Source organism: Paenibacillus nanensis (assembly GCF_003583765.1).
Lineage (GTDB): Bacteria > Bacillota > Bacilli > Paenibacillales > Paenibacillaceae > Pristimantibacillus > Pristimantibacillus nanensis.
The window spans coordinates 243,586-262,290 of the sequence record NZ_QXQA01000006.1; the positions used below are offsets into that span (position 1 = coordinate 243,586).

The window sequence follows — 18,705 nt, forward strand, 5'->3', positions numbered from 1 at the left end:
GTATTATAAGCCTCAGTGAACGACGCACAAACGACAGCATATGAAAGGGTGAACAGGCATGGCGATCGAGGTTTTCAACCGGTACGAGAACAAGTATCTGCTTGACGAGGAAGCGTATCTGCGGTTTTACGATCGGCTGCTCGACTATATGGAGCTCGACGAATATAACAAGCAGCATCCGTTCTATTCCATAAGCAATATATATTTTGACACGAAAAACCATTCGCTGATCCGCAAAAGCCTCTCCAAGCCGAAGTACAAAGAAAAGCTGCGACTAAGGGCATACGGCGTACCGAAGCCAGGCGCTAAAGGTTATTTGGAGCTTAAGAAAAAAGTGTTCGGCCTCGTCAACAAGCGCAGGACTGCGCTTAAGCTGGATGAAGCCTACGAGTTCGTGCGAACCGGCGTTCTGCCGGACTATCAGGACTACATGAATAAACAAGTGCTGAACGAAATTCATTACTTCCTCGGAAGGTACGAGCTGGAGCCTAAAGTGTATCTTGCCTATGACCGGCGAGCGTTGTTCGATAAGACCAGCCGGGACCTTCGCATCACGTTCGATACCAATATTCGCTCCCGCCGCTATGACCTGACGCTGGAAAGCGGAGATTACGGCGAGCCTTTAATCGAATCCGGGCAGTGGCTGATGGAAGTCAAAGCGGAAAAAACCATTCCGATGTGGCTTTCCCGGTTATTGTCGGAGCACCAAATGTTCCGAACCAGCTTCTCGAAATACGGCAGCGAATATAAGAAATACGCATCATTCGCAAAGACACATAAGGAGGCATTCTACTACTATGCTTGAGTTTATTGAATCTATTTTTTCTTCGACCGCGGATGCTGCGGCTGCGCAGCTTACACTCTCCCATTCTTTGATTACGATCGCGACATCGATTGCGCTCGGCGCTTTGATCAGCTTCACTTATATGAAAACAAGCAACCGGAATGCTTATTCGCAAAACTTCGCCTTAACGATGATGCTGCTGCCCGCGATAGTCGCGATCATCATTCTCTTAATCGGCAGCAACATCGCAAGAGCCTTCAGCTTGGCGGGCGCCTTCTCGATCATCCGGTTCCGCAGCGCGCCCGGGGATCCGAAGGACATCGCTTATGTCCTGTTTACGATGGCGGCCGGACTGGCGGTCGGCGTCGGAAGCTTTGGCTACGCCGTTTTGTTCACCGTGCTGCTGTGCGCGCTCATGTTTATATTGAGCTGCTTCAAGTTCGGCCAGCGGAAGACGACGGAGCGTCTGCTGAAGGTTACGATCCCGGAGGATTTGAGCTACGAAGAAGCGTTTGCCGAAGTATTCATGACCTACGATATTGCTTATGAGCTGAAGAAGGTCCGCACGACGGAGCTTGGCAGCCTGTATGAGTTGGTTTACTCCGTCACAATGGACAACCAGATCGATCAGAAGTCGTTCTTGGACGCGATCCGCTGCCGGAACGGGAACTTGGACATTACGTTAACGATGGCGCCTACTGCTTCGGATTATTAATAAAATTTTGAGAAAAAGGAGCGAACCTCTATGAATAAAACAATTGCGTTGAAAAAACTAGGGATCGTCATCATGAGCATTGCCGTGTTGTCGGCATGCAGTGCGAACGATACGGAAAACACAGCAGCCAACTCCGCAACTGCAGAGACCGTTTCATCGAATGAAGCGGCGGCTGTTGCAACCGCAGAACTTCCGGTTAAGGCCGAATTTGAAGAGGAGGATCTAGCCGCAGACTGGAGCGCAGAGAATGCAACCGCAATCGACCTCGGCAGTCAAGAAGAAACCGTTACGATTACGGCGGCAGGAACCTATGTGTTGAGCGGCAAGCTGAAGGATGGGGGCATTATCGTCAATGTGTCCGCAGAAGACAAGGTTAGACTTGTGTTGAACAACGCCGACATCACAAATTCAAATGGACCCGCAATTGACATTAAGGAAGGCGAAAAGGTATTCGTCACCTTGGCGGAAGGAACGCAGAACAGCGCCACAGACGGAATTGCCTATTCCGACACTTCGGAAGAAGCGCCGACCGCCGCTATTTACAGCAAAGCGGATCTCGTCGTGAACGGCGCGGGCTCGCTTGTTGTAAAGGGTCAATATAAGGACGGCATTACAAGCCGCGACGATCTGAAGCTCGTAAGCGGCACAATTGAAGTGCAGGCGGCTGACGACGCCATTGTCGGCCGGGATCTGCTTGCGGTTCGTGACGGGGTCATCACGGTTGAAGCCGGCGGCGACGGCCTCAAGTCGACCAACGATTCGGAGGAAGGCAAAGGCAATATCGCGATTGAAGGCGGCACATTCGCCATTAACGCTGTAAACGACGGTCTGCAAGCCGCAGTCTCGTTAAGAACGGATGGCGGAACATTCGATATCGTAACGGGCGGAGGCAGCGCCAACGCGCCGGTCAGAACGAATGAAGAACCGTGGGGACGGACGCCTAGAGATGCCGCTGCGCAAGGGGCGGATCCGCAAGCGGCGGCAGCTGCAGAAGCAACAGAGGCGACAGATGCAGCAGCGGGAACGGAGACCGAATCGACAAGCGCGAAGGCGTTGAAGGCGGCATCCGTCCTTGCGGTTACAGGCGGTACCTTCACCATTGATTCGGCCGACGACGCGTTGCACAGCAACAATTCGCTCATCATCAGCGGCGGTGATTTGAGCATTCAGTCGGGAGACGACGGCGCTCATGCCGATGCCTCCCTTACAATCGAAGGCGGCACGGTCGATATCGTGAAGAGCTATGAAGGCATCGAAGGCACGCTCATTACAATCGCCGGCGGCGATATCACCGTTGCCGCAACGGACGACGGCGTCAATGTCTCAGGCGGCAATGATACGAGCTCGGGCGGCTTCGGCCAGGATCAGTTCGCGGATTCGGGGGACAGAAAGCTGGTCATCAGCGGCGGTACGATAAATGTGAATGCCGCAGGGGACGGACTGGACGCGAACGGTTCCATTGAGATGAGCGGAGGCACGGTAACCGTATTTGGACCAACCAATGCGGGCAATGGCACTCTCGACTATGACGGCACCTTTAACCTAAGCGGAGGCACTTTGATCGCATCGGGCAGCGCGGGCATGGCGATGGCCCCTTCCGAGGATTCTGCGCAAGCGACGGTAGCGATGAGCTTCAGCCAAACGCAAACGGCAGGATCTCCGGTCACGCTGAAAGACGCGGACGGCACCGAAATCTTGACCGTTACGCCAACGAAGGACTATCAAATCGTTCTCTTCAGCTCGCCAGAAGTGAAGTCAGGCAGCACATACAGCGTAGCATCCGGCGATACCCAAATCGTGCAGTTCGAAACGGATGGCTCTGTCACCTGGGTGGGCGAATCCGGCGTTACCGAGGCTCCTGCCGGACACGGCGGCATGGGCGGCGGTATGGGGGGAGGCGGCATGAGACCCGGCGGGGGCCAAATGCCAAACGGCGAGCGTCCGGCTAGACCGGGCATGGAGCAGCCGACTGCTGCAGAACAAGCTCAATAAAATAGGCGGGACAGGCGCAATGCCTGTCCCGCTTTTTTGACCACACGCCGTTATTCGATTAACGTCTTCGCCAGCCAATCATAAGACCGTCTGCCGCTGATCTCATGGGCGCCCTCAAAAATATCTTCATCCAATTGATCCGCTGCCTGCATGCCGGCATAAATTTCCTTGAGCCGCGCTATCGCTTCCCGCGTGCCGTCCTCAGGAAAAATCCGGTCGTTCGCACCCGACTCGATAAACAATGCGCGCGGCGCGATAAGTCCGATAAGATCCGGCAGCTCCGCTATATCCAGAATTCCGGGAATGTAATTATCGATGCAGTGGTCGACGGCAAGTATACTTTTCTTAAACGTATTCGTAAAGCCGCATAACACGGTTGCTTTCACCCGTTCGTCGAGCGCGGACGCGTAGGCCGCGATCAGCCCTCCGCCGGAGAAGCCCATCATGCCGATTCGCCCAGCGTCTACATCTGGATCTGTATGGATAAGCTTCAACAGCTGCAAGGTTTCGTGCACGCGCAAACCCGCAAGTGTACGACCGCTCATGAGCAGATGCCTGGACAACGTATTGCAGGAGCTGCGCAAGCCTTTTTCCCTGTCGCTCTCCAGCATCCGGTCGCCAAAGCCGACGATTTCGGGAGCGAACACCTTGAATCCCCGCCTTACGAGCTGCAGGGCAAAATGCTGATGAATGCCGGGCGTTTCCGTATCCTCCGCGCCGTCAGCCGTTAATCCGACAATCTCTCTGCTCCCGTAGCCATGGCCGTGCACAGCGATTGCCGCAGGTTTCAGGCCGGCTTTATTTTTCGGCGTCAGCATATAAACCGGCATGCTGAGATGCCCAGATGTTCGAAGTGCAATCCGCTCGCGGATATAATCGTCAAACTCTTTCTTCTCCAAGACGGTGACGCTCATGTCGGGCGCGCAAGCAAACTCGCCCAGCGCCTTACGCAATCCCTTAAGCATTTCCTCGCGCAAGCTTGCGTAATCCTTATCGCTTTGCCTTTTCGCTGCGGTCTGTTCGTAATTGTCGGCCAAAAACGGTTCCAGCTCATTCATTTCGATCAGCTCCTTCGTTTGCCCGCGGCAAGAAGCCTTTTTTAGAAATTTGCCAAAACAATCTTTCCTGTCGTTCTGCCGGATTCCAAAATAGCGTGGGCCTTCTTCAAATTGGCAGCGTTAATCGGCTCCAGAACCTCGCTGATTGTCGTCCGAATCAAACCTTGGTCCACCATCCTAGACAATTCATTGAGCAGCTTGTGCTGCTCGATCATATCAGGCGTTTGATAGGTGGATCGGGTGAACATCAGCTCCCATACGAAAGTGACGCTTTTGTTTTTCAACAGCGTAAGATCGAGCAATTCGTCGGTCTCGACGATGGAGCAGATTTTCCCTTGAGGAGCGATCGTTTCGGCCATATTCCTCCAATGCTTCTCCGTCGAATTCAGGCAGAAGATATACTCCACTTGATCATAGCCGATTTCCTTCAATTGAGGAACAAAGTCTTGGTAATGGTTAATGATATGATCGGCGCCCAAGCTTCTTGCCCATTCGGCGGATTCGCCGCGGGAAGCCGTTCCGATAACGGCAAGCCCCGCATATCGGGCCAATTGGACCGCGATGGAGCCTACGCCTCCGGCTGCACCGATAATCAATATAGCCTTGCCTTCGTTATCCGCCGGGTTCTTCGAAATGCCAAGCCGGTCGAACAACCCTTCCCATGCGGTAATGGCTGTCAACGGCAGCGCGGCGGCCTGCGCAAAATCCAGAGACGCCGGTTTCGTTCCGACGATCCGTTCATCCACCAGATGGAACTCGCTATTGCCCCCAGGCCGTACGATACTGCCCGCATAATAGACCTCATCCCCCGGCTTGAACAGCGTGCAATCCGGTCCGGTTTGCTCCACCACGCCGGCCACATCCCATCCGAGCACCCGCGGACGCTCCTCCGTGCGTTCCTTTGGCTTGCGTACTTTCGTATCAACCGGATTAACGGAGATGGCCTTTACGCTTACCAGCAGATCCCTTCCGGCTGGAACCGGTTTTGGGATCTTTATATCAATCAAGCTCTCCGGGTGCTCCACCGGCAAATAGTTGTAAAGCCCTACCGCTTTCATCATTTGTTCCGACATATAAGTCATCCTCCCTAACAACAATTTTAATCCTTACTTGTTGCTAAATATAACGCATATGTTCTAATATCGTAAGTACGCACATTGTTGTTATATAGTATCAAAAAATATACTGTGGAGAAGGAGCGGGTCAATCATGCGAAACCGAAAAAGCGGCTACGGCAATTGCCCGAACGATGAAGGCTGTCCGGTCGAATATACTTTGGACGTGATTGGCGGCAAGTGGAAAGGAGTGCTTCTGTACCATCTGATAGATGGAACGAAACGGTTCAACGAGTTTCGAAAAATATGTCCTTCCATCACCCAGCGAATGTTAACTCTGCAGCTTAGAGAGCTGGAGGACGACGGGATCGTTCACCGGGAAGTCTATCATCAGGTTCCCCCGAAGGTGGAATATTCGTTAACGGAGTTCGGATTAACCCTTGTTCCAGTCATTATGGCCATGAAGGAGTGGGGCGAAGCCTACAAGCGGAAAGCGTCGGCTAAAGAACCGTTGGAAGTGAGCCAGGAATAAAGCGGCGCTTCATGGTTTTCTTGGCAGTCCGGTACAAAGTGTTCCTACTTAAGCGGTATTTCAATCGTTTCGCCATTTTCCTTCAAGACGAGCTGTACGGAATGAAGCTTTTCCGGGAGCGGATCGTACCGAAGCGTAAACGTATATCCGTTTTTGGATTCGTTTATGTGAATATCGCTTCTGTGCAATGTAACTCTGTCTCCGTTTGCAACGAGCTCCACGCCATGATTGATTTGACCGAATAGTTTGCGGTTTTCCTCAGGAAGAGTGCCTTCAACTACTGTCATTGTTGGAGTAGCGGTAATGGAACCGAAAATAATCGAACTGCCCTGGGCAGCGACTGTCTGAATAGACTGCTTGATCATGGTCGGCATCGCCTCGTCCGGGTGGAAAGGGAACGTAACATGTCCCTCCTGCCTTTGGTCGCCGTTTGCCGTGTCTTCCCAATATGTGAGGGTTAGTTTTTTGGCAAGCGGACTAACTGGGTCAAACGTGATGATCCCTTTAATCTCGGTTCGGTCCCTGCCTGGCCCCCATGTTTCAGATTGGCTTTTGGCTTCCGTACGGAAGCCCTTGATTCCCGTCGGCAGAAAACGGCTCTTTGCATCTTCCTGCACCAGACCGTCAGGATGACTCAGCGTATAGTACAAAATAAATTGATTTTCATCCGACATGAGACCGTCCAGCGTGAGCATACTTCCATCCGCAAGCTTGACCTGCTCGCCAAGCTCTTGCCCCCAACCCTCTTGGTTCAGCTTATCTAGGGTGCCGTCTGCAACCCTGTCAAAGCCGAGCAGCGTCTTGCCGTAATAAGCCAGCGCACGGTACTGATTCCCTGCGACGAGGAGCATTACTGCAAGGACGGCTGCCGCGATTTTCAAGCCGCCCATCCCCTTTTTTCTGAATGCTATCCGCTTTGGAGCTGCGGTACTTAAAGCGGTTCTTAATCTTGCTTCCATGTTCTCTGGCGCTGTAACTTCTTGTATGCGCGTCTTTTCTTCGTGTAACAAACTTTCAACGATTTTATTCATCCTCGTCCCTCCCGTATAATGTTCTCAGCTTCTTCAGACCTTGAAAGATTCTCGATTTGACGGTTCCCTGCGAAACGCGGGTAAATGCGGCTATCGTTCCATAATCAAGATCGTGATAATACTTGAGTCGAATGGCTTCGCGCTGGTCATCGTTCAGATGGCTCATTAGCGCTTGAAGATGCAATTGTTCGTCTACTTGGCGGTATTCGGACAGTCCGGCTATTTGCCCTTTATTTTGTTCTTGAAGATCTTCGAGCGGCTTCAGTCTTTTGTTTTTTCGCAACGCCAGCTTACATTGATTGACCAGAATCGTCTTGCTCCACGAGTAAAAGGACTCTTCTTTCTTCAATTGCCCAATCTTCTCGTAAAGCTTCACGATCATATCCTCCAGCGCATCCATAGCATCCGCTTCATTCCGCATATAGGAATAAGCCAGCCTATAATACGAATCTTTATCAGCCATGATTAACTGGAGCAAAGCTTCCTTATCCCCTCTTTGAGCTTTCTTTACCTCATTAATCGCATTCATGTATTCACCTCTCTTTCCTGTAAGAGCATCCGGGAGCCTAAAAGGTTCATTTCGCAATTGTTTTTTTATCTGCCATTATACTTCTTTACATTCCAATTGAGCTGTGGTATCTTTATTTCCACAATCATAGAAATAAAGACAACGAGCAAGGGTGTGGGGTTTATGATAGAGGATAACGCGGAAATTCGGCAGGCGGTCAAGGTATATAAGGCGCTCGGAGAACCGACGCGGCTCAAAATCGCTCTTTTGCTCACCGAAGAGCGCAATTTATGCTGCTCCGATATCATGGGTAAGCTGGAATCCGTTGCCGGGTCGACACTCTCGCATCACCTGAAGCAATTGACGGATTGCGGCCTGCTAAATACCCGCAAGGAAGGCACCTATATTTACTACAGCGTTAATCGCGAAATGGCGGAGAAATATGCGCCGTATTTGCTTGAATTGTAGCGGGCGGGCAAATGGCTTTATTTTCGCCGCGGAGCGGTTTGTTCCCGAAACGGGACGAAGACTACCGTAAAAAAGTAGTCTTTTTTCAGATCTTTATTTCTATAATCTTAGAAATATAAAATTAATGGAGTGGAGAGAGGAGCAGTACGATCATGTCAAACGCTTGGAAAATTTACATGCTTGCCGTCATTAGCTTTCTTGTCGGCACGTCTGAGTTTATTATCGCGGGAATTTTGGATAAGGTTGCTGATGATGCTGGAGTAACGGTATCGGCGGCTGGACAGCTGATTACCGTATTTTCGTTGGCTTATGCGTTCGGCACCCCCATTCTGATGGCCGCAACGGCCAGAATGGAGCGCAGGAAGCTGCTTATTTACGCTCTTGCGGTGTTTGCCGCAGGCAACGCAATCGCTGTCTTGTTGCCGGGGTTCGGTTTCCTTATCGCGTCAAGAATCGTCTTAGCGCTAAGCACGGGGGTATTCGTCGTCACGGCGCTTACCGTGGCGGCGAAGCTCGCCCCTCCCGAGAAGCAAGGCAGCGCTATCGCGACGCTTGTTATGGGCTTCAGCACCGCTCTCATTATCGGAGTCCCGATTGGGAGGGTTGCTGCTGCCGCCAACGATTGGAAATTTATTTTCGCAGGGATTGGCTTATTGGGACTCGTCGCCATTCTCCTTATTCTGTTCACGATTCCGCGAACCGACGGCGAGGAACCGGTGCCGATCGGCAAACAGCTCGCGTTATTGAAACAGCCGAAGATCGTTGTCGCCCTGCTGGTCACCTTCTTCTGGATCGGCGGTTATTCCATCGCGAACACCTATTTATCGCCGTTTCTTCTCCAAGTATCGGGTCTTAACGAGCAAGGCGTGAGCGTCGGGCTATTCGCATTCGGAATCGCCAGTCTGATCGGGTCCAAGCTCGGGGGCTTCAGCACCGATAAATGGGGAGCTCCGCGAACATTGGTTATCGGCATGCTCATTCACGCAGTCGCGCTAATTTCCCTCTCGCTTGCCGGGCAGTCGGCCGCTTTCGTTTTCCCGCTTCTTATGCTATGGTCATTTTCGGCATGGTCGTCGGGACCGACGCAGCAGTATAATTTGATAAGCTTGGCTCCCGAAGCGTCCGGCATTATGCTCAGTCTGAACTCCTCAATGCTGCAGTTAGGCATGGCTGCCGGAGCAGGATTAGGAGGCGTTGTCGTCGAGCAGCTCACGCTGTCATCCATCACATGGATCGGTGCGTCAGGCGTAACGATCGCGGCAGTAACGGCCGCTGCATCCTTCCTCTATTCGGGCTCCCGTGTCCGCAAGAAAGCGGCGGAAAAAAAGCTGCTTGATATAGGTGTTTAAGCCGGCTAATCGATTCCGGCAAAAAGATGTAAACTAATGGCCACTATGTTCCAACTATCGATTGCGTTTACTTGTTAGATAACACAGCAAGGCTGCCAATTCTCATGGCAGCCTTGTTGCGCCTCTTATAATATATTTCCCAAAACATATCGGCTCGGGAACTGCTTATCCCCGCCGCTGCCTTAACGCCTCAAACAGAAGCACCGTCGTGGCCATTGCCACATTAAGCGACTCCGCGCCGCCTGCCATGGGGATAATGACGGATTCGTCCACTAATGCCCGGACCTCTTCGGACAGCCCTTCGGACTCGCTTCCCATCACGAGCCAGGTCGCCTGTCTCCAATCGTACTCATAGCAGCTGTGATCGGCCTGCAGGCTAGTCCCGATGACCTTCGCGCCGCCTGCTCTCGCTTTCGGGATCAGCTCGGTCAGGCTGCCCTGCACGATCGGCAGATGAAACAAGGAGCCCATCGTCGATCTTACCGTCTTCGGGTTGTAGAGATCGACGCAGCCTTTGCCAAGCACGACAGCATCTGCCCCCGCCGCGTCCGCGCTGCGAATGATTGTGCCGAGGTTGCCGGGATCTCTGACGCCGTCAAGCGCGACGACGAGCCTGCCTTCGCCGAATAACCGTTCCTCGCGCATAAACAACTTATCGAGAACGGCGAATACGGGAGGAGGAGAATCCGTTCCTGTGCATTTGCTCATTACAGCTCTCGACGCGCTGATCCATTCCACGCTTGTATCGGGATCGGACGCATGTGTCCGCAATTCATCCGGAACGCCCCTCTCCGCATCATAGACGATAATTTGCGGCTCAGCCTTATATCCGAAGGCCTCTTGAATGAGATGAACCCCCTCCACAATAAAGCGGCCTTCGCGGTCGCGGTACTTTTTATCGAGAAGAGAAGACCATTGCTTCGCCCTTTCATTTTGCGGCGAGCCTATATGTAGATGATTACGCATTCGTTTTACCTGACCTTCCGTTATTCAATCCTATCCCGTTCAGTATAGCATATCCGTTCAGCGGATGATCGAGTTCGTAATGGGGTATAGTAATGAAGCAAAATTCCGATTTCGTTAGGAGGTACGTTCCATTGCAAACGATCGATCTTCGTCAAGCGATAGTCCACCGAGTACAGGATAACTCCAAAGAAGAACTAAAAGAAGTCATCGCCGATTCGATCGGCCATGATGAAAAGGCGCTGCCCGGTCTTGGCGTGCTTTTTGAAATGATCTGGAAGCAGTCCGGCTCGGCCGAGCAAACGCAAATGGTGGATTCCTTGTACCAATCCCTTCATCAAAACGAAACAGCTAACCCGTCACCCTCTTGAATCATAACGAACCGCAGCCGAGAACACATGTGCACCGTCTACAAAGGTGTCCGTCACCCAAGGCGTTCCTTCAAACCGGTCAACGATTATAAGATCGGCAGCTTTGCCGGTTTGGATGGAACCTAAGGTATCCGAGCAGCCAAGCGCGCGAGCCGGATTCAAGGTGGCCATCTTTACCGCGCCTGCCAGGTCGGTTATCCCTGCATCAGCCAGCATAAAGATCGCAGCAAGCATGGAGGACGGATGATAATCCGAGCATAAAATCGAAGCAGCCCCCTCCGCTATCGCATCCGCCGCGCGAAGGTTCTTGTCATGCGAGCCGCCGCGAACGACGTTCGGCGCTCCGACGCATACATCCAAGCCTTGCGCGGCGGCATAGCGGGCAACCTCCAGCGTAATCGGGAATTCGCTGACGGTTATGCTGTAATCCGGAGCGGCGTCCACCTTCTCGCGGGTATCATCGTCATGAGAAGCGACCGCTATCCCATGCTCCGCCGCCAGCTTGCCAAGCGTTTTCAGCCGCTCCCAATCGATATCCTGCCGTTTTCTTAGCAAGTCTTCCACGATTTCCTTCACTTCATCCACAGTCACGCCTTGATTCTTCATCACATAACGCTCGAACGAGCCCGGCTCCCGGTATTGCCCTTGACCCGGCGAATGATCCATGAACGATAAATAATGAATCTTCCCCTCTTGGACGTAACGTTCGATGATCGGCAAGCCGGAATGATGCGATACCTCGAAACGAAGATGAATCCGGTTACGGATCATCGCCCGCTTCTCTTTGTACCGGTTAATCAGCTCCACCATCTCGGTGAGCAGATGCTCGCCTCTCAGGCTTAACCCGACGCCGAGCGACAAGGAATGGTACATCGTCGTAATGCCGTGAACGGGCAGCTTCCGTTCGAATTCCAGCAGGGCGAGCTGCAAAGGAAACAGAGTATTGGGCCGAGGCTGCGCCTCCTTCTCGATCGCGTCGCAATGGATGTCAATCAGCCCCGGTAAAATATATTTCCCTGCTGCGTCAAATACGACCGTCTCGCCGCGCCGGTTAGCCAGCCACGCTTGAACCTCCCGTTCGTTCTCCAGCACACTGTAAATCTTCCCTTCCTCAACCGCGACGGAAGCTTGCACAACATCATTCTCCCTTACGATCTGACCGTTCCGTATTAGCATGAAGCGACCCGGCGTCCGGACGCCTGTGCTTTGTATGGCTGACTGTTCCATGCTAGGACAACTCCTTATCATGTTAAGTAATTATTAACATCAGCATAGCATAAACACCTCCCAATCTCACTGTTGCAACAGGGGAAAACGATGCCGAGAGAAAAAATTTCTGCAATTGTGCAGCAATTTGTCTCATGTCGGTGCTCTATCAGCAAAATTCCTGCGTATGTACATCAATTCCGAAGAATATCCATCCGTTTGGCCAATTCGTGCGAAAATTCCTGTATGATTGCAGGAATTTCCCTATATAGCTAACTCCCAAAATCAATTCCTGCAATTTCGCAGGAATTGATTCAGGCGGCACTTGGATTCGGTATACGAATGGGAAAATAAAAAAACCGCCGGCATGCCAGCCGGCGGTCAGTCGTCATCGTCCTATTCTTCTTTCGGCAAAAACTCATAAATCGCTCCCGATTCAAAGGAATCGATCAGACGGTCCAGCCATCTGTAATAGTTGAGCGCATCATTGATTTTCGATTTATCGCTTGCCAGAACCTTCTGAAAGCTTTCGTCCCCGTCATATTCACCGGTCATCGCCTCGAGCTCCTTCAAGCTCTTCGCGAGCGCGCTCATATTTTGCTCGACCGCTTTCCTCCATTTGATCGAGAAATAGTCGGCAAAATTTTGATGCCAGTCCGGCACCACCTCATAAAGATCCTTGCGGGAGCCTTTACCCCATACTTTATTTATCATTTTCAGATCATGCAGCGTGCGCATGCCTGTACTCATCGATGTTTTGCTCATGCCCATCGTGTGGCTCATTTCGTCCAGCGTAACGGGCTCTTGATTGAAATACATATTCCCATACAGATGGCCAATCGACAGTGTGATCCCATACAAATCCATGTTTTTTCCAATCGACTCAATAACGCGTCTTCTTGTATTCAGCAGCTTAGTTCGCTGCTCATCGGTTAAACCCGCAAGCTCGTCCATAATGTCCCTCCATCTAAAGCCATGCGCTATCAAGCGTAATATCGTTATTGTAATCAAATGTGCTTGGAAATGTAAAGAAAACGAATTTGCTGAAAAAGGGAGTTATACGGAGTATTCCGTACGTAAAGTTTGTAAAGTTATAACTGTACAGATCTCACGGCGGCTGAGGCTCTTTGACCGTATCAAAACGAACCGCCTACACTTATAGAGACGATTTTTTCCACGAGGAGGCAGAAAAGGGGGGCTGAACATGGCCATTATAGAAGCCAAGAAACTAACCAAAATATTTGGGCACGATCCTAAAAAAGCCATTCCATTATTGGATAAGGGCTGGTCCAAAGAGAAAATTCTCGCGGAGACGAAGCTGACTGTCGGCGTCAATCAAGCGGATTTCTCGATTGAAGAAGGTCAAATTTTCGTCATTATGGGGTTATCGGGAAGCGGCAAGTCGACGCTTGTGCGTCTGCTCAATCGCTTGATCGAGCCTACCAGCGGACAGCTGCTGTTCGGCGGCCGGGATGTTATGAAGATGACGGCGGAGGAGCTTCGTCAGCTCCGGCGGAAAAACATCGGCATGGTATTCCAGAAGTTTGCTCTGTTCCCGCATCGCACCGTCATTCAAAACATCGAGTACGGCCTCGAGGTGCAAGGCATCGACAAGAAGAAACGCCGCGACTTAGCGATGCAATCGCTCGAGCTTGTCGGATTAAAAGGCTGGGAGAACAGCTATCCTGATCAGCTGAGCGGCGGCATGCAGCAGCGTGTCGGCCTGGCGAGAGGGCTTGCGAACGATCCGGATGTCCTATTGATGGATGAGGCGTTCAGCGCGCTTGACCCGCTTATTCGCAAGGATATGCAGGATGAGCTGCTGGAGCTCCAGTCGAAAATGAAAAAAACGATTGTTTTCATTACGCATGACTTGGACGAAGCGCTTCGTATCGGGGACCAAATCGCGCTCATGAAGGACGGCAGCATTGTGCAAATCGGCTCGCCGGAGGAAATTCTGATGCAGCCGGCCAACAAATACGTCGAACGCTTCGTTGAGGACGTCGATCTGTCGAAGGTGCTGACGGCCGCCCACGCCATGGAGAAAGCGGAGACCGTTACGCTCGATAAAGGCCCGCGCGTCGCGCTTCAATTTATGCGGGAACGCGGCGTTTCCAGCTTATATGTGGTCGATAAATCGATGAAGCTGCTTGGCCTCGTTTCGGCGGAGGACGCGTCGAATGCGGTGAAGGACGGGCGGAAGCTGGAGGATATTATACAGCGGAAAGTGCCGGTAACGTATCCGGAGGCGCTGCTGAACGAATTGTTCGAAATGATGGCAAGCTCACGCCATCCCGTCGCCGTTACGGACGAGAACGGCCGTTTGATGGGCGTTGTTATTAAAGGCGCGGTACTGGCTGCCCTTGCGGGGAACGCAGGAACGGCTTTAGGAGGTGATTCGAGTGAATCTGCCTAAAATTCCGCTTGCAGAATGGATTGAATCGTTAGAAGCATGGCTGGAGAATAACTTGGAACCGCTTTTTGACTTCATCAGCCTGATTATCGGCGGAACCGTCGACGGCCTCAGCGCCGCGCTGGACTGGCTTCCTCCACTCGCCGTTATCGCGATATTCGCTGCAATCGCTTGGTATATCGGCAAATGGAAGATGGGCGTCTTCACGGCAGCAGGCTTGCTCATCATCGATAACCTGGGCTTATGGAGCCAAACAATGCAGACACTCGCATTGGTGCTTACCGCGGCTTTTATTTCCATCCTTATCGGCATTCCGCTTGGCATCCTATGCGCCCGTCACAACGGCATGCAGCGGATCGTGACGCCGGCGCTTGACTTTATGCAGACGATGCCGGCATTCGTCTATTTGCTTCCGGCGGTAACGTTCTTCAGCCTTGGCGTCGTTCCCGGCGTCATCTCTTCGATCATCTTTGCCATACCGCCAACCATTAGGCTGACGAATCTGGGAATCCGGCAAGTGCCGGCCGAGCTGGTTGAGGCGGCCGACGCTTTCGGCTCGACGCCGGGACAGAAGCTGGTGAAGCTGCAGCTGCCGATCGCGATGCCGACCATTATGGCCGGCGTCAATCAGACGATTATGCTGTCGCTGTCGATGGTCGTGATCGCTTCCATGGTCGGCGCGCAAGGCGTCGGCGCAACCGTCTATCGGGCGGTTACGCAAATTAAGACAGGCGTCGGCTTTGAAGCAGGCTTAGCCATCGTCATACTTGCCATCATTCTGGACCGGTTAACCCAGCAAGTCATTAAGCGTCCAAACCCACAGCCAATCAAAAAAAAATAGGAGCGTGATTGCATTGAAAAAACTTAGTCTATTGGTAGCCGCGGTTACCGTCATGGCGTTGCTTGCGGGCTGCGCGTCCGGCAACGGCAGCAAGGAGAACGGAGCGGATAAATCGATTAAGCTCGCTTACGTCGCATGGGACTCCGAAATCGCCAGCACGTATGTCGTCAAGGAAGTGTTGGAGACTAAGCTTGGCTACAATGTAGAGATGCTGCAGGTTGACGCCGGACCGATGTGGGCGGGCGTCGCCGACGGCAGCGCCGACGCGATGGTGGCGGCCTGGCTGCCGACAACGCACGAGACGTACCTGAAGGATAACGAAGGCAAGCTGGAGGATCTCGGTCCTAACTTGGACGGCACGAAGCTTGGTTTAGTCGTTCCCTCCTACATGGACGTGAACAGCATTGAAGACTTAAACGGCGACGCCGGAGAAAGCGTCAATTACACGATCACCGGCATCGAGCCTGGCGCCGGCCTAATGATGAAGACGGAAGCTGTGATGGAGGAATACGGCCTGAAAGACAAATGGACGCTGCTGGAGAGCTCGTCGGCGGCAATGGCGCAAGCGCTTCAGGACGCATACGACAAGCAGGAGCCAATTATCGTCACAGGCTGGACGCCGCATTGGAAATTTGCCAAGATGGATCTGAAGTATCTCGAGGATCCGAAGGGCGTCTACGGCCAAGACGAGCAAATTCATACCTTTGTCCGCAACGGCCTGAAGGACGATCAGCCGGAAGCCTATGCGTTCCTGGACGCGTTCAACTGGACGCCGGACGATATGGCTGAGGTGATGATCAAAATCGTGGAAGGCGCTTCCCCAGAGGAAGCAGCCAAGGAATGGGTTGAAGCCAACGCCGACAAAGTGGACGCTTGGCTGAAATAAGAAGAGGGGCTCTCCTCTAAGTCAATGACGTTGACTTAGGGGAGAGCCCCTTCGCTATTTACTCCCTTACATCCATTTCTTCTGATAGGCGGCAATTTCCTGATACTCTTCCGTCAGCAGGCGCGAGACCCGCACGAAAATCCGGCTCAGCTCCTTATATCGTTGAACATTCGCTTTGTTCGGCAAATGCCGGTGAGACGAGCCCATCATCCCCGATACGACGTGCAAGGAATCCACTTCGCCGATCGCGTACATGCCAAGAATCGCGGCTCCCAGACAAGAGCTTTCGAAGCTTTCAGGCACCAGCACTTCCTGGTCGAAAATGTCGGCCATCATTTGCCGCCACAGCTCGGAACGCGCGAACCCGCCCGTCGCCTGAATTTTTTTCGGCTGACCGATCAATTCCTCTAGCGCCATAAAGACGGTAAATAAATTGAAGATGACGCCCTCCAGCACCGCTCGGATCATATGCTGCTTCTTATGGTGCAAGGACAATCCGAAGAACGATCCTCTCGCGTTGGCGTCCCAGAGCGGCGCCCTCTCCCCCGCCAAATAAGGGTGGAACAGCAGACCGTCGGCGCCCGGCGGCACCAGCGAAGCGATTTCGGTCAGCACCTCGTACGGATCTTTGCCCAGCCTTAAAGCCGTCTCGGATTCCGCCGAACAAAGCTGGTCGCGTATCCACCGGAAGATCATGCCTCCGTTGTTCACGGGACCGCCGATCACCCACAAATCCTCTGTCAGCGCGTAACAGAAGATGCGCCCCTTCGGGTCGGTAACGGGCCGGTCCGTAACCGTGCGTATCGCTCCGCTCGTGCCGATTGTGATCGCAACCGTCCCCGGGTCGATCGCGTTAACGCCCAGATTGGACAGTACGCCGTCGCTGGCGCCTACGACGAACGGGGTGCCGGCAGGCAAGCCCATCTCCGCCGCCCGCTCCGCATCTAAGCCGGACAGGATGAAAGTGGTCGGCACAGGCTTCGACAGCCGCTCCGGCGTCACTCCCGCGACTTCCAGCGCCTCCGCGTCCCAATCCAGGTCCGCAAGATTGAACATCCCCGTGGCGGAGGCGATCGAATAGTCGATAACATATTGCTTGAACAGTTTGTAGACGACGTACTCTTTGATCGAGATAAACTTGTGCGCTCGGGAGAACACGTCCGGCTCCGTATCCTTCAGCCAAGCGAGCTTGGAGAGCGGCGCCATCGGATGCAGCGGGGTTCCCGTCCGCAAATAAATGTCGTGCCCGCTCCGCTCGTTCCGGATCGTCTCCGTCCAGGCCGCGCTGCGGTTATCCGCCCATGTAATGCACATGGTTAGCGGATGGCCTTCGCTGTCGACTGCGATTACGCTGTGCATTGCGGAGCTGAACGACACGCACAGCAGCTTGCCGTCCTCGGCGGCCGGCGCGACGTGTTTGATCGTTCCAACGACGGCGCGGAATATTTCATCCGGATCCTGCTCCGCCACGTCAGGCTTAGGCGAAAAGAGCGGGTATTCGATCGTATGGTTCGCTATGGGCGCGCCTTTTTTATTAAAAAGCACGGACTTCGTGCTGGTCGTCCCGATATCGACGCCGATCATATAAGCGTTCGTCATGAGCGCACAACCTCATGCCCGCCGAATTCGTTCCGCAGCGCCGCGACCACCTTGCCGGCAAGCGAATTTTCGTCCTGCGAACGATATCTCATGAGCAGGGACATCGTGATGACAGGCACAGCCGCGCCATAATCCAATGCGGTTTCGACCGTCCATTTGCCTTCACCGGAGGCATGCATGACACCTTTCAGACGGCTCAAGCCCGGATCCTTGCTGAACGCCCGCTCCGTCAGCTCCATCAGCCATGAGCGGATAACAGACCCGTTATTCCACACCCTCGCTACCTGCTCGTAATCGAAATTATACGGGCTTTTGTCGAGCACCTCGAACCCTTCCGCGATCGATTGCATCATCCCGTATTCGATGCCGTTATGAACCATTTTTAGAAAATGTCCGCTCCCGGCGGGACCGGCGTACAGGAGCCCATTCTCTACGCAAATATCCGTTAGGATCGGTTCGGCCAAGGCGAATGCCTCCCGGTCGCCGCCTACCATGGCGCAAATGCCGTAACGAGCGCCTTCGGTGCCGCCGCTTGTTCCGACGTCCAAATATCGGATGCCTGCTTCCCCCATTTGTTCCGCCCGGCGGACCGAGTCCTTGTAGTGGGAGTTGCCTCCGTCGATGACGATGTCGCCTGCGCCGAGCAAGCCCTTCAGCTGCATGGCAACGTTCTCCGTAATATCGCCGGCAGGAACCATCATCCAGACAATGCGGGGGGACGCAAGGCTGTTCACGACATCCTCTACGGTTCGTGCGCCTCGTCCTCCGGCCTTCGTCAACGCTTCAACTGCCTCGGCGTTGACGTCATATGCCGTCACCTCATGCCCTTTATCCAACAAATTTTTAGACAGCTGCAGGCCCATTTTCCCTAAACCGATCAATCCGATTTGCACAGCGAAGCACCCTCCTTCTTTGACCAAAAGTAGTCTATATC

Annotated in this window: 19 protein-coding genes; 10 read left to right on the forward strand and 9 right to left on the reverse strand. The window is 53.1% G+C overall.

Annotated features, from left to right (window positions below; genetic code table 11):
• Positions 1–58: 58 nt before the first annotated feature.
• Genes D3P08_RS12345 through D3P08_RS12355 form a run of 3 tightly spaced genes read left to right on the forward strand, consistent with a single transcriptional unit; the run spans position 59 to position 3,491 of the window.
• A complete protein-coding gene (locus tag D3P08_RS12345; protein ID WP_119599998.1) occupies positions 59–805 on the forward strand; it encodes a polyphosphate polymerase domain-containing protein in 747 nt (248 codons plus the stop codon).
• Positions 798–1,499 (forward strand): DUF4956 domain-containing protein, encoded by a 702-nt coding sequence (locus D3P08_RS12350; RefSeq protein WP_119599999.1) that lies wholly within the window; start codon positions 798–800, stop codon positions 1,497–1,499. Before D3P08_RS12345 ends, D3P08_RS12350 begins: the two co-directional genes overlap by 8 nt.
• A gap of 30 nt (positions 1,500–1,529) precedes the next feature.
• Positions 1,530–3,491 carry a carbohydrate-binding domain-containing protein gene (locus D3P08_RS12355; RefSeq protein ID WP_119600000.1) on the forward strand — a complete coding sequence of 654 codons (1,962 nt, stop codon included), beginning with the start codon at positions 1,530–1,532 and terminating at the stop codon, positions 3,489–3,491.
• 50 nt (positions 3,492–3,541) lie between these two features.
• Here D3P08_RS12355 and D3P08_RS12360 read toward each other — a convergent pair whose 3' ends face one another.
• Together D3P08_RS12360 and D3P08_RS12365 are read right to left on the reverse strand one after the other, a co-directional pair.
• Positions 3,542–4,549 carry a dienelactone hydrolase family protein gene (locus D3P08_RS12360; protein WP_119600001.1) on the reverse strand — a complete coding sequence of 336 codons (1,008 nt, stop codon included), beginning with the start codon at positions 4,547–4,549 and terminating at the stop codon, positions 3,542–3,544.
• 41 nt (positions 4,550–4,590) lie between these two features.
• The gene (locus D3P08_RS12365) at positions 4,591–5,622 is read right to left on the reverse strand and encodes a zinc-binding alcohol dehydrogenase family protein (protein WP_119600002.1); all 1,032 of its coding nucleotides are present in this window, start codon (positions 5,620–5,622) and stop codon (positions 4,591–4,593) included.
• A gap of 136 nt (positions 5,623–5,758) precedes the next feature.
• Here D3P08_RS12365 and D3P08_RS12370 point away from each other — a divergent pair, with 136 nt between their 5' ends.
• A complete protein-coding gene (locus D3P08_RS12370) occupies positions 5,759–6,136 on the forward strand; it encodes a winged helix-turn-helix transcriptional regulator (protein ID WP_119600003.1) in 378 nt (125 codons plus the stop codon).
• A 44-nt stretch (positions 6,137–6,180) separates the two neighbouring features.
• Here the strand turns inward: D3P08_RS12370 and D3P08_RS12375 are convergent, their stop codons facing one another.
• Both D3P08_RS12375 and D3P08_RS12380 read right to left on the reverse strand, forming a co-directional pair.
• Entirely contained in the window at positions 6,181–7,167 is a 987-nt protein-coding gene (locus tag D3P08_RS12375) for a DUF4179 domain-containing protein (RefSeq protein ID WP_119600004.1), read from the reverse strand.
• Positions 7,160–7,696, reverse strand: coding sequence for a sigma-70 family RNA polymerase sigma factor (locus tag D3P08_RS12380; protein ID WP_119600005.1), 537 nt, complete (start codon positions 7,694–7,696; stop codon positions 7,160–7,162). The genes D3P08_RS12375 and D3P08_RS12380 overlap by 8 nt, the downstream gene beginning before the upstream one ends.
• 162 nt (positions 7,697–7,858) lie before the next feature.
• Between D3P08_RS12380 and D3P08_RS12385 the strand changes: the two genes are divergently transcribed.
• On the forward strand, positions 7,859–8,143 hold the full coding sequence (locus D3P08_RS12385; RefSeq protein WP_119600006.1) for an ArsR/SmtB family transcription factor: 285 nt from the start codon (positions 7,859–7,861) through the stop codon (positions 8,141–8,143).
• A gap of 152 nt (positions 8,144–8,295) precedes the next feature.
• Positions 8,296–9,492 carry an MFS transporter gene (locus D3P08_RS12390; protein ID WP_119600007.1) on the forward strand — a complete coding sequence of 399 codons (1,197 nt, stop codon included), beginning with the start codon at positions 8,296–8,298 and terminating at the stop codon, positions 9,490–9,492.
• A 165-nt stretch (positions 9,493–9,657) separates the two neighbouring features.
• Here D3P08_RS12390 and D3P08_RS12395 read toward each other — a convergent pair whose 3' ends face one another.
• A complete protein-coding gene (locus D3P08_RS12395; RefSeq protein WP_119600008.1) occupies positions 9,658–10,458 on the reverse strand; it encodes a TrmH family RNA methyltransferase in 801 nt (266 codons plus the stop codon).
• Between the two features lie 131 nt (positions 10,459–10,589).
• Between D3P08_RS12395 and sspI the strand changes: the two genes are divergently transcribed.
• Positions 10,590–10,826 carry a small acid-soluble spore protein SspI gene (gene sspI / locus D3P08_RS12400; protein ID WP_240647471.1) on the forward strand — a complete coding sequence of 79 codons (237 nt, stop codon included), beginning with the start codon at positions 10,590–10,592 and terminating at the stop codon, positions 10,824–10,826.
• On the opposite strand, the gene D3P08_RS12405 is transcribed toward sspI, so the two are convergent.
• Both D3P08_RS12405 and D3P08_RS12410 read right to left on the reverse strand, forming a co-directional pair.
• Complete coding sequence (locus tag D3P08_RS12405) at positions 10,815–12,053, reverse strand: alpha-D-ribose 1-methylphosphonate 5-triphosphate diphosphatase (RefSeq protein WP_240647474.1); 1,239 nt, start codon at positions 12,051–12,053, stop codon at positions 10,815–10,817. The genes sspI and D3P08_RS12405 overlap by 12 nt on opposite strands.
• Before the next feature lie 375 nt (positions 12,054–12,428).
• Positions 12,429–12,986, reverse strand: a complete 558-nt coding sequence (locus D3P08_RS12410) for a GbsR/MarR family transcriptional regulator (RefSeq protein WP_119600010.1) — start codon at positions 12,984–12,986, stop codon at positions 12,429–12,431.
• A 250-nt stretch (positions 12,987–13,236) separates the two neighbouring features.
• Between D3P08_RS12410 and D3P08_RS12415 the strand changes: the two genes are divergently transcribed.
• Genes D3P08_RS12415 through D3P08_RS12425 form a run of 3 tightly spaced genes read left to right on the forward strand, consistent with a single transcriptional unit; the run spans position 13,237 to position 16,172 of the window.
• Complete coding sequence (locus D3P08_RS12415; RefSeq protein ID WP_119600011.1) at positions 13,237–14,448, forward strand: quaternary amine ABC transporter ATP-binding protein; 1,212 nt, start codon at positions 13,237–13,239, stop codon at positions 14,446–14,448.
• On the forward strand, positions 14,435–15,286 hold the full coding sequence (locus tag D3P08_RS12420; RefSeq protein ID WP_119600012.1) for an ABC transporter permease: 852 nt from the start codon (positions 14,435–14,437) through the stop codon (positions 15,284–15,286). The genes D3P08_RS12415 and D3P08_RS12420 overlap by 14 nt, the downstream gene beginning before the upstream one ends.
• Before the next feature lie 7 nt (positions 15,287–15,293).
• Positions 15,294–16,172, forward strand: a complete 879-nt coding sequence (locus D3P08_RS12425) for a glycine betaine ABC transporter substrate-binding protein (protein WP_240647487.1) — start codon at positions 15,294–15,296, stop codon at positions 16,170–16,172.
• A 66-nt stretch (positions 16,173–16,238) separates the two neighbouring features.
• Here the strand turns inward: D3P08_RS12425 and gntK are convergent, their stop codons facing one another.
• Positions 16,239–17,771: a gluconokinase gene (gene gntK / locus D3P08_RS12430; protein ID WP_119600013.1), complete on the reverse strand. Its 1,533-nt coding sequence runs from the start codon at positions 17,769–17,771 to the stop codon at positions 16,239–16,241.
• Positions 17,768–18,664, reverse strand: a complete 897-nt coding sequence (gnd, locus tag D3P08_RS12435) for a phosphogluconate dehydrogenase (NAD(+)-dependent, decarboxylating) (RefSeq protein ID WP_119600014.1) — start codon at positions 18,662–18,664, stop codon at positions 17,768–17,770. The genes gntK and gnd overlap by 4 nt, the downstream gene beginning before the upstream one ends.
• Positions 18,665–18,705 lie beyond the last annotated feature (41 nt).